General features: G+C 48.1%; 12 protein-coding genes and 1 pseudogene. 12 read left to right on the forward strand and 1 reads right to left on the reverse strand.

All coding sequences use genetic code 11. The annotated features are described in order from the left end of the window. Positions 1–254: 254 nt before the first annotated feature. The 12 genes and pseudogenes from BUF15_RS28230 to BUF15_RS18020 all read left to right on the forward strand — a co-directional run bounded on the left by BUF15_RS28230 (position 255) and on the right by BUF15_RS18020 (position 10,396). Positions 255–2,168 (forward strand): flagellin N-terminal helical domain-containing protein, encoded by a 1,914-nt coding sequence (locus tag BUF15_RS28230; protein WP_073615092.1) that lies wholly within the window; start codon positions 255–257, stop codon positions 2,166–2,168. 362 nt (positions 2,169–2,530) lie between these two features. Then, positions 2,531–2,866, forward strand: a pseudogene (locus BUF15_RS28400) (flagellin N-terminal helical domain-containing protein); the annotation flags it as partial. Positions 2,867–3,457: 591 nt separating this feature from the next. Next, positions 3,458–4,042, forward strand: coding sequence for a flagellin (locus tag BUF15_RS28405; protein ID WP_407642627.1), 585 nt, complete (start codon positions 3,458–3,460; stop codon positions 4,040–4,042). A gap of 78 nt (positions 4,043–4,120) precedes the next feature. After that, the gene (locus BUF15_RS17980) at positions 4,121–4,477 is read left to right on the forward strand and encodes a flagellar protein FlaG (protein WP_073615094.1); all 357 of its coding nucleotides are present in this window, start codon (positions 4,121–4,123) and stop codon (positions 4,475–4,477) included. A gap of 40 nt (positions 4,478–4,517) precedes the next feature. After that, positions 4,518–5,951: a flagellar filament capping protein FliD gene (gene fliD / locus BUF15_RS17985; RefSeq protein ID WP_073615095.1), complete on the forward strand. Its 1,434-nt coding sequence runs from the start codon at positions 4,518–4,520 to the stop codon at positions 5,949–5,951. A 2-nt stretch (positions 5,952–5,953) separates the two neighbouring features. Continuing rightward, a complete protein-coding gene (gene fliS, locus BUF15_RS17990) occupies positions 5,954–6,415 on the forward strand; it encodes a flagellar export chaperone FliS (protein ID WP_073615096.1) in 462 nt (153 codons plus the stop codon). A gap of 131 nt (positions 6,416–6,546) precedes the next feature. Continuing rightward, positions 6,547–6,900 carry a hypothetical protein gene (locus tag BUF15_RS17995; RefSeq protein WP_143170765.1) on the forward strand — a complete coding sequence of 118 codons (354 nt, stop codon included), beginning with the start codon at positions 6,547–6,549 and terminating at the stop codon, positions 6,898–6,900. Between the two features lie 70 nt (positions 6,901–6,970). Beyond that, on the forward strand, positions 6,971–7,315 hold the full coding sequence (locus BUF15_RS18000; protein ID WP_073615098.1) for a hypothetical protein: 345 nt from the start codon (positions 6,971–6,973) through the stop codon (positions 7,313–7,315). Positions 7,316–7,540: 225 nt separating this feature from the next. Beyond that, positions 7,541–8,239, forward strand: a complete 699-nt coding sequence (locus BUF15_RS18005; RefSeq protein ID WP_073615099.1) for a PilZ domain-containing protein — start codon at positions 7,541–7,543, stop codon at positions 8,237–8,239. A gap of 20 nt (positions 8,240–8,259) precedes the next feature. Then, a complete protein-coding gene (locus BUF15_RS18010) occupies positions 8,260–8,943 on the forward strand; it encodes a PilZ domain-containing protein (RefSeq protein WP_073615100.1) in 684 nt (227 codons plus the stop codon). Positions 8,944–9,044: 101 nt separating this feature from the next. Continuing rightward, entirely contained in the window at positions 9,045–10,097 is a 1,053-nt protein-coding gene (locus tag BUF15_RS18015) for a hypothetical protein (protein ID WP_073615101.1), read from the forward strand. A gap of 2 nt (positions 10,098–10,099) precedes the next feature. Continuing rightward, positions 10,100–10,396: an EscU/YscU/HrcU family type III secretion system export apparatus switch protein gene (locus BUF15_RS18020; RefSeq protein WP_073615102.1), complete on the forward strand. Its 297-nt coding sequence runs from the start codon at positions 10,100–10,102 to the stop codon at positions 10,394–10,396. 116 nt (positions 10,397–10,512) lie between these two features. Here BUF15_RS18020 and BUF15_RS18025 read toward each other — a convergent pair. Next, positions 10,513–10,780, reverse strand: a 268-nt coding sequence (locus BUF15_RS18025) for an IS30 family transposase (RefSeq protein WP_143170767.1), incomplete at its 5' end; no start/stop codon positions are given.

Here is a 10,780-nt window from a genome sequence, read left to right on the forward strand (position 1 = left end):
TTATCCAAACATGAGCATCTATCAATGCTCAGCCATCCTGCCACCCTGCTCTGGTTTTTCAAATCTTTAGATATTTTTTCAGAATCTTACCTGCTTAATATTTTTTTCTGTATTAATGTTTTTTTTCTCTTTTAGATTAAAGATAGATCTCTCTTCTGACGAAAAAGATCCAACTGCGAGGTACACCCAAAGAGATATTACGTTTGTATCGATTGACAACGACGCCAAATGACCTTTTCAAGGAGGAACGAATAATGGCACTGACAATCAATACAAACATTGCTGCACTGAATGCCCAGAGAAACTTAGGAAAAAGCCAGAACGATCTGAACCGCTCCATGCAGCGGCTATCTTCAGGCCTTCGAATCAATTCCGCTAAAGATGACGCTGCCGGTCTTGCGATCTCCGATCGTATGACCTCGCAGATCCGCGGCCTCAACCAGGCTGCCCGAAATGCCAATGATGGAATCTCCATGGCCCAGACCGCAGAAGGCGCGCTGCAGGAGACCACCAATATGCTCCAGCGTATCCGTGAGCTGGCAATCCAGTCCGCCAACGATACCAACAGCGCCTCCGATCGCGCTTCCCTGCAGGCTGAAGTCAATCAGCTGCAGCAGGAGATAACCCGAATTGCGGAAACCACCAGTTTCAATGAGCAGAATATTCTTGATGGCTCGCTTACTGGTGCCCAGTTCCAGGTTGGCGCCAACGCCAATGAGACCATCTCCTTTTCTATCTCATCAGCCAAGGCCGGTGAACTTGGAGACGAGTCCCTCAGTTCCAACAATCCGACCGGTATTGAAATGGCAACCCCTCGAAAAGCCAATACCGGTGCAGGTAATTCCGTTGCCGCCCAGGACCTTACCATTACTGGTGCTCGCGGAACAAGCATCGTCAAAATCGATGCTGACGATAGCGCCAAAAAGATCGCTGAGCTCGTCAATATCGAAGCAGACATTACCGGGGTCAGAGCCAACGCCAGGACGGAAGTCACCCTCAGCCATCTGGCCGCCGACGGCACCATCGGTTTTGACATTCAGGGCAATAATGAGTTTCCCATCCCGATCAGTGCCACTGTAACCACTGATAATCTGACAGCCCTTGCCCTGGCCATCAATACCCAGAGCGGCAATACCGGCATTTCTGCCGAACTCTCAGGGAATAAGGAAAGCTTGCGGCTTGTTCAGAGTGAAGGTTACGACATCAAGATTAGCGATTACACACATAGCGCAGCTGATGGGACGCTCCAGTCCATCCGGGTCACAGGCACGGAAGGCGTTGCCACCAATCTTGTTGACGAGGGTGTTAACGAAGCGGCGACCATTGCTTCTCTTTCTAACCTCTCAGATCCTGGAACCGTATCCTTAACTCTGCCAAGTGCTCAGGTGATTACCGCTGTCGTTCTTGACACCAAGGATCTTACTAATTTATTGGAAGCTATAAATATTAAGGGCACTACCCCTAAAATAACAGCATCTTTTACCGATGTCTTTGGGGACGATAAGAGCAGTATCACCTTGTCAACCGCAGCGACCAACCAGACAATCGCTATCACAGCATTTGGCGTAGTCGACTCTGGCGGTACAGCGATCCCAGCCTCTCTTGACGTTATTGCCGGCGACGGTGCGGCAATAACCCAAGTAACGCCAGCTTCAACAATCACTCTGGGTGGTGTCGCAGCTGTCGCCGCAGCAACAGTTGAGGCTCCCACAGTTCCTGGTGACTCCACCGTTATAGGAGGAGAAATCACCTTTACTAGCTCAGGTAATTACAATATTACCAGCAGTATAGCCCAGGCAGCCGGCTCATTATTCAACACAGACGATGGTGAGGCCAACGCGTCCCAACTCAAATCCGTCGATACTATCGACATCTCCACAGTGGCAGGTGCCAACGAGGCAATAAAAATTGTTGACGGTGCCATTGGCCAGATCGACAGTCTGCGGGGCAACATGGGTGCAATTCAGAACAGGTTTGAATCAACCATTGCCAACCTGCAGAATGTATCTGAGAATCTGTCGGCGGCCCGCTCCCGGATTCTCGATGCTGACATCGCCATGGAGACGTCGGCCATGACCAAGAACAATATTCTCCAGCAAGCGGGTGTCTCGATTCTGGCCCAGGCCAACACTACTCCGCAGTTGGCGCTGCAGTTACTCCAAGGATAACATTCCATAATTACATCATAAATATTGTAAAAGGCCGACTATTTAGTCGGCCTTTTACTTTTTCTCTTACATATTTCCAGAAAAAATACATTTTTCCCTAAAGCTTTCCTTAAGGTCCACCGATATGAGACTTACAGGAAAAGAGAACTGATAGATTTTTTCTCTTAAGCTTTTTGACCACGCTGTCGATACAGCATAAACTAGAAAGAATCACTGCAAGGAGGGAGGTGCCGCACACGAAACAACGAAAGCAGTAAAGTAGAAAAAAGTAAATACGCAATACCAGGGCAAGGATGCCCGCCAGTAACCCATCAACTTATTCATGGAGGAATAAAATGGGACTTTCAATTAACACAAACGTAATGTCTCTCAATGCTCAGCGTAACCTGGGCACATCACAAAACGCGCTGTCCAAATCCATGCAGCGCCTGTCATCTGGCCTCAGAATCAACTCTGCAAAAGATGACGCAGCTGGTCTTGCCATTTCCGACCGTATGACCTCGCAGATCCGCGGTCTGAATCAGGCTTCCAGAAACGCCAATGATGGTATTTCCTTGGCGCAAACCGCAGAGGGTGCTCTGCAGGAAAGTACAAACATCTTGCAGCGGATGCGTGAACTTGCTGTTCAATCTGCCAACGCAACTAATAGCGACGGTGACCGTTCTTCCCTCAACTCCGAATTCAAGCAACTCTCAGAAGAATTGGATCGTATCGCAACAACAACCTCCTTCAACGGTAAAAAGCTTCTTGATGGTACTTTTGGACAAGCTAGCTTCCAAGTTGGCGCTAATTCCGGCGAGGTTATCACGCTGGATCTCAGCTCTAGCATGCGGGCTAGTGCCATTGGTGATTATGCATCCGTAACCTATACCTTGGGCAATGTGCTTGACTCAGCAGTAGATGACACACTTTTGATGGATGCTTCAGGTGATCTGACCATCAACGGTGAAGCAATAGGTGCTGCAGTAGATGGTCTCAACGGCTTGTCGGATGGCAGTGCCGAATCAATTGCCAATGCGATCAACTTGTTAACCGATAAAACCGGCGTTACTGCCGAAGCTAGTACCAGCTCAGTATCGGTCTCTGGTGCTGATATTGCTGCGGGTGGTATCTGGACTGATAATGTTGGTACTGCTGATACATTGACATATACCCTGTCAATTAACGATACTCAGATCTTCCAAGCCGGTGAAAGTGACACCCCAAAAACTGTTACCCAGCTTGTGTCTGATATTAACGCACTAAGTGACACCACAGGTGTTATCGCCACCGCCCAGGACGATGGGAGCATGAAACTTTCCACCGCTGATGGCCGCAATATCGATATCAAGGAAGTACTTGGTGGCGCCACTGACGGCGCTGCTGACACTGTCGTCGGTTATTTTGGTAATACTCTTACCGGAGCCGCTGCCACAAACCATGATATCTACAAGGCTGATATCACCTTGAGTGGTGCGGAATCTATCACAGTAGCAGTAGCCGCTGGATCTGCTAACTTATTTGCCGGTGGTACTGGTGGAACTGGACCTGCAAATGGTGCCAATCAGACCACTAATGTACAAGGCATTGACAACTCTGACATCCTCACTGCAAGCAATTCAGGGTTGGCAATAAAACGTGTCGACCAGGCAATAAGTGATATTGATAGTTTCCGAGGTACTCTCGGCGCCATGCAGAATCGCTTTGAATCAACCATCTCAAACCTTAACAACGTTTCTGAAAATCTTTCGGCAGCTCGTAGCCGGATTCTTGACGCGGACATCGCCCAGGAAACTTCAGCTATGACGAAAAACAACATCCTGCAGCAGGCTGGCGTATCCATTCTTGCCCAGGCAAACCAGGCCCCGCAGCTTGCGCTTTCACTGCTTGGCTAATATCCTTAACCGTTCAGGGGAGCTGGTTTTCCAGCTCCCCTGAACTCACTTTACGATTTTTCCGTTAAGGAGTTTCCCATGAATGTCGATACAGTAAATAGCCTGGGAGGATCAGCTCTACCGAAATTTTCCTCTTCAGAGCAAGTTGATCTCCAGCGCAAGAAGGTGAAAGAGGAGCAGTCGAGCGAACCTCAGGTCGAGACCAAGGAAGCGAAGGTGCAACCGGAAGAGCTGCTGGCCGCCATCAAGTCAATCACCCAGGATGGCTTGTACAGTGTTCGATTTGAGCAGTTCAAGGATACCAACGAGCTGGTTGTGCAGATATTTGACAACGAGACTGAAGAGGTTATAAGGCAAATCCCGGCTGAAGAGCTTCTTCAATTAAAAATGACCATCGAAGAGTTACGCGGCAATCTGGTAAATACTTCCGCGTAATCTCAACAAGCAGCACGAGTAACAACTACGAGGCTCAGTTATGGCTATCACATTCAGCGGTCTTGCCACCGGCCTGGACACGGATTCGATCGTCACGCAGATCATGCAGCTCGAACGTGCCCCTATTGATCGGCTCACAACGCAGAAAAACAATGCAACCCAGAGATTGAATGCATTCTTTCAGTTCAAAGGCAAACTTGATGCGCTGAAAACCGCCGTGAGTGATATGAGCCTGACCAGCCAGGTCAGGGGTACCAAAGGCACACTCAGTAAAGAAGGAAGTTTTACCGCCACCACCAACAGCGCAGCACTTGGCAGTTACGATATTGCGGTCGCCCAGTTGGCCCAGACACAAAAAACGATCACCAGTGGATTCAGCTCTGATACCGACAGCATCCTTGGCACCGGCACTATAGAGGTAAACAGTGTTACTATCACCGTTGGTGAAGGCAACAATTCGCTCCGGACCCTGGCCGAGAGCGTAAACGCTGTGGCAGATCAGACCGGGGTACGCGCCACCATCATCAACGACGGTGGCTCCAGTCCGTACCGTATGGTTTTTACCGGCAAAGATGCGAACACCGAGTTTGATATTGTGCCTGACCTGGAAAGCAGCCCCGGAAATTCAATAGCATTCACCACAACCCTGGCAAAATCCGCGCAACAGGCCGTTGCCTATATCGACGGGATCAAGGTGGTGAGTAATTCCAACACAATCACCGATGCCATCAGTGGTGTAACACTCAATCTGACTGCGGTGGACGAGATGGTGCCTAACACCGATCCACCGACATTGGCTACCACCCGCTTCGATGTAACCGCTGACACCGACGCCCTGAAAGAAAAAATCACCAGTTTCGTTACGGCTTACAACTCTGTCATGGAATTCATCAATTCGGGATATGAGGAGTTTGGCGGCAGCTCGTTGCTTGAAGATACCGCTGAAGAGGATAAAGAATCAACCACTACCGATAAGGATAAGCTGCTGGGAGCGGTTCTCCGTGGCGACGCAACCGTTAATGGCGCCAAACGTCAACTTCAGGCCGTCCTCACGGACAGTATCAAGAGCGGCGGCACCTTCAATATCCTTTCGGAAATTGGTATCTCCACCCAGAAGGATGGTAGCCTCAAACAAAACAACACCAAGCTCGACAAGGCACTTGCCAACAACTTTGATGATATGGTTGCATTGCTCTCCGGAGAAGGCGAGGTGAGCGGCGTCATGAAACGGTTCAATTCCGTTTTGCTTAACATGACCAGCCTCTCAAGTGGCATCTATGCGACCCAGAAAAAAGTCTTCCAATCGTCGGAAGCCAACATTGATAAACAGATTGGGCTCATGGAATTACGTATGACCAAGCGCGAGGCCTCCCTCCGCGCCCAGTTTACCGCAATGGAACAGCTGATCAGCGGTTTGAATGCCCAAGGGAATTTTCTTACCCAGCAGATCAATAATCTGAATCAAAAGGATTAAGCATGAACGGTTACAACCAGTATCAGACAAACCAGATCGCAACCGCTACGCCAGAGCAGATTCTGCTTATGCTCTATGACGGAGCAATCAGGTTTATACGCCGTGCCATTGTTGCCAACGATGAGAGCAAACAAGTGGAGAAGCTTCAGGGAATCAGCAAGTGCATGGCTATTGTTGCCGAGTTTTCCAACTCGCTCAATCACGATATTGGCGGCAATATCGCAGAAGACCTTGATGCCCTTTACCAGTTCATGATTCGTGAACTGAATCTCGCTCGAAATGACAACAGCGGCGAACATTTGAAGACTGTTGAGACGTTGTTGCTCGATCTGCGTGACACCTGGGGTCAGGCAGTAGAGATCAATCGTCAAGAAATCGCTGTGGCCAGAACTGTTCAAACCAGTACAGCAGACTCCGCGGCAGATATGCAAAGACCGTATAAATCATTAATGACTGCCGGTTGATCAAATCTTAAACCATCTGTTTCCAAACCGGAATAAAGAGAGTACTTCTCCTTCGCCCCACGAAAAACATTATGACAACTTGTAGCGAACATCTCCAGAAATCAAACGAACTCTATCAACAGATGCTGCATATGTTGAAGACACTGCGAGAATCGCCCGAAACAGCAACAGCCCAACAGATTGAAGTTAGATATCAACGATTCAGTGTGCTGCAAGAGAACATTGAAGCCAATGATCGCTTGCTGAATACGACCCTGTTAGAGCTGGATCACCGAGATGAGCATATTGAACAACTACTGCACGAGCGTCATGCACTAATAGAAGAACTGATCAATCTGAACAAAACGGTAACCGTGCAAGCACAGGCCGTCAAATCCCTGATTGGTGATGAGATTCGAAAAGCGACAAACGGCCATACTGCCATTAAAGGATATCGCACCCCAGAGCAGCAACGAAACAGCGGATCTTTCAGAAATGCGATGTGAACACCTCAGGCTGCCCTCTTCACATCCTTCACCGATTCTTTTCCAATAAACGAGAGCAGCCAAACTTCCAATGAACAATGCATCCATCATAGACGTAAATGACTTCCTAGAAAGAATTACAGAAAGATACACGCTTATTGGGCACAAGGCTGCGTCACTTGCTTCAGAAATCCATCTCTTGCAACCGGATATCATAGAACATAGATGCCAAAAACTTAACGAAGAGCGGTTAGAATTATCCACCCTTGACGATGAGCTTATAGAAATTCTCAAACTGGCAGGCAAAGATATTGTCCATAACGATCATCTCAACCATTATAGAAAAGCCTTTTCATCAGCGGTCCAATCCGTGAATTCCGTTCACAGTCAGCTGCTTATTATCAAACAATCACTTCAGGATGTTACGCGTCATTAATCTTCCTTCCTTGCCTGAGACGCCCAATAGTTTGCAATGAGGTAATCTGCCATAACATCTATTGACCACACATCTCAATTGCCAACTCGCTTGTAATATCAACACCTTGTTTTGATAGGCTATTGCCTCAGCATAAATTAGGTGATACTATGCAGAGATACAAGATGCCTAAGAGCGGTAGCTTCGCTTGAGATTTACTGAAAAAACTCCTGTTGTGGACAACCTATGACCTCTGATATTCATTTGCTAGACTCAATCCCCGATGCAAAGCCGGTTCGTGTATTCATCCCTATAATCGGTAAGGCGGAACGATATAGAGCAAGCTGCGTCCTTCATAAAACAGGCCCAACAGCATTTCAACTCCTCTTTCAGGCCGGTGTCATGCCCACCGATGTTATCGACACCTACCAGACATGTCTGATTTCTGTCGATATGGGTGGGCCAAGTATTTCTATTGAAGCCCGTATCATCAAAATTATCGGCGAACAGACGCTGCAGATGGCCATTGAAAAATCGGTCAGTCACGAGCAGATGCGCGAATTTTTTCGCGTTGATGCCACCACCAGTGTCATCAGCAGTTCATTCCATCCGGAATTTTTTGATAAACAGGGAGAACCCTGGGCAATTAAAGGCAGAACAATCGATATCAGTGGTAGTGGTATTCTTGCCGTCTTTACAGAGCAACCGCCAAAAGACAAACAGATCAAACTTGAAATCGCTCTCTCGACCGGCGAATCCAGCACAATTTCCGTACTTGCCCATCCTGTCCGATCTCTGAAAATTGCAGAAAACCATTACGAGGTGGCCTATCATTTTGACGATATCTCAACAGAAGACAGAGACCGGATTATCGGCTACTGCCTGATCATTCAGCGCAAACTACTGCGATTGAAGGTTCAGGTTAAGGATAGCACTAAACTTTAATATCTACCTGTCTCGATCCCATGTCCGACTCTTCTCTCAGTAATCTGGTTAAATCCTTACAAGACAACCAGCCGGCATCCATTCAACTCTCGACCACCGATGGATATGCCGTTTCCATCGACTGCATGTATAAGGAGTCGCACGCTCCGAGTTTTTTTGTTGTTGTTCCTCCCGGGTCCATTCCGGAAAATGTTAATACCTCGGCACCATGCCTTGTAACATTACAGGACGAAACCGGAACTTCCTTTGCTATCAATGCCAGGATTCTTGATGTAGCAAGTGAGCGATCGATTGAGTTGACTGCAACGAAGGCTATTGATCCTATAAGCTTACGTGAATATTTTCGGGTGGACCTTCGCACTGCGATGACGATCAGCCATGAAACTATGAACCCGGACTCATCCCGCAACTGGTCCATAAAAGGTCAAACTCTTGACATCTCCGGCTCCGGAGTGCTTGGCCTGTTCAGTGATGCACCGCAAAACAGCCAGAGCCTCTTTATTGAAATACGTCTCACCCACCCGGAAAAATCGATCCAGTGCATCGGCCATGTGGTGAGAACCAACCGACTGCGTGGCGGCCGCTGGCAGGTTGCCTTGCATTTTGATAACATTACCAGCAAGGATCGGGATTCGATCATCACCAATTGCCTTTGGGAACAGCGCCGGCAGTTGAGAGAAAGAGTTCAGACCGCTGAGAATTGACACTTTCGAGCTGATTATTACGCTGCACTTCACCGCACTCTACTTAACCACCATGTTTTCTCTGGGGCTGCTGTTCATTATAACGAGTAAGATGAGCGCTCATGAAGACCATAACTCCACTTCAATCCATAACACAGTATACTCAAAGCAGCCCTGCAACCGCTCGAACGCCTCAATCACTGCAACTCCCAGAACCAGGCCAGTTACTGAAGGCTTTGGTTATCGAAGCCAGAGCTGGCAACACTGTTATTCTGCAGATCGGCGACAACCTCCTCCCCGCCCGCTCTGACATGCCCCTGCAACCTGGTCAGACGTTGCAGCTGCAACTGGTCGCCACCTCTCCGCAGATTGAACTGAAAATAGTCAACGATACCCTCCAGCAGTTTCTCGGCCGTCCACTAACGTTGATCGGCAATACCGTCGATATTCGGGAACTGTTTTCTCTTCTCCAACAACCGCAATCACTTCTCACCACCTTGTCTCTTAACAGCAAAGAAGCGCTGGAAAGTTTTATGAGTCTGCAACAAAGTAGTCTCAACCCAAATACGGAGAACGGCGGAACCTTCCTGAAACAAATGGTGGACCAGATAGGATTAGCATTTGAAAGAATGATTGGTGAAGGAAATGGCGCAAGAAGTGCTCTAACCCTGAAAGCAGCCCTCCTTGAAGTGCTTAGCAACTTCAAAACAGACAGTCAAATCCACAATAGCGCCTTGCGCTCCCTGACCACCCTTGAGTTTTTTCAGCTCGCTCAACTCCACACCGAATCATCCCAGCAATTTATTTTCCCTCTTCCCCTACCCTTTCTCGAACAGGGGTTTCTTCTGGTGGAGAAACGAAATGACGATGATGGTGGCGGCGGTGCTGATTATGAACAGCAGGAGTATCGTTTTTCATTGTTTTTGAAACTGAAGGAACTGGGAAATCTGCGGATAGATTTTTTTCACAGCCCGGAAGGACTGCTCATCCGCTTTCATGCAGATTCGGAGGAAAAAGCTAACTTTATCGCCACATACGAAAGCGATCTCAAACAGTCAATTTCAGAAGCACCTCTCCTTGGCATCTCGTTTGGCGCCAACGCTCCTGACCCTGCTACAGAACTCATCCGCCGCATCGTCCCTGAAGGACGATCGGTATTCGACACCACGGCTTGATTATGCAGGAACGCGCGGCTCAGAAACAGGCTGTAGCCATTATCTACAACGAGAAAGAGACAGGTGCAGCACCACGTGTCATTGCAGGAGGTAAAGGTTTTCTCGCTGAGAAGATTATCGAAACTGCCAAAGAAGCCGGTATCCACATCCATGAAGACCCCAATCTTGTTGAGTTGCTTGCCAAAGTCCCTATCGGTGATGAAATCCCCGTAGAACTCTACCAGACAGTGGCTGAGGTCCTTGCATTTGTCTATCAGGTCAATGAAAAATTCAAGAATAGAATAACTCCAGACAAGTAATCACTTCTTGTTCTTTTTACCTCACAAGATTTTTCATCTTTATATATCGGCTAATCAAAAGCTTTTCTTTCTTAATTTTGCCGCAGATATACCCCATACTATGGTTAGTGCTGGAGTCACGTAATAAGTGCAACGCGTCGACCAGTAAACGCCTCCAGAGGCGTCAGGCCGTTCAGTACTTTTCTTGGTGTTAGGTTTAGCACGAACACTCCGTCCTGAATCTCCTGCTCTGAGAGAGTGGCAAAATCGAACCTTTTAGGCCAGAATCTGCGGAGTCTGCCATTGGTGTTTTCATTCGTCCCTCTCTGCCAGCTTGCATATGGCCTGGCGAAGTATATTGTTGCCCCAGTCTTGTTTGAGACTCGAGCATGGTCTGCAAATTCG

It is taken from the genome of Desulfopila aestuarii DSM 18488 (genome assembly GCF_900143695.1).
Lineage (GTDB): Bacteria > Desulfobacterota > Desulfobulbia > Desulfobulbales > Desulfocapsaceae > Desulfopila > Desulfopila aestuarii.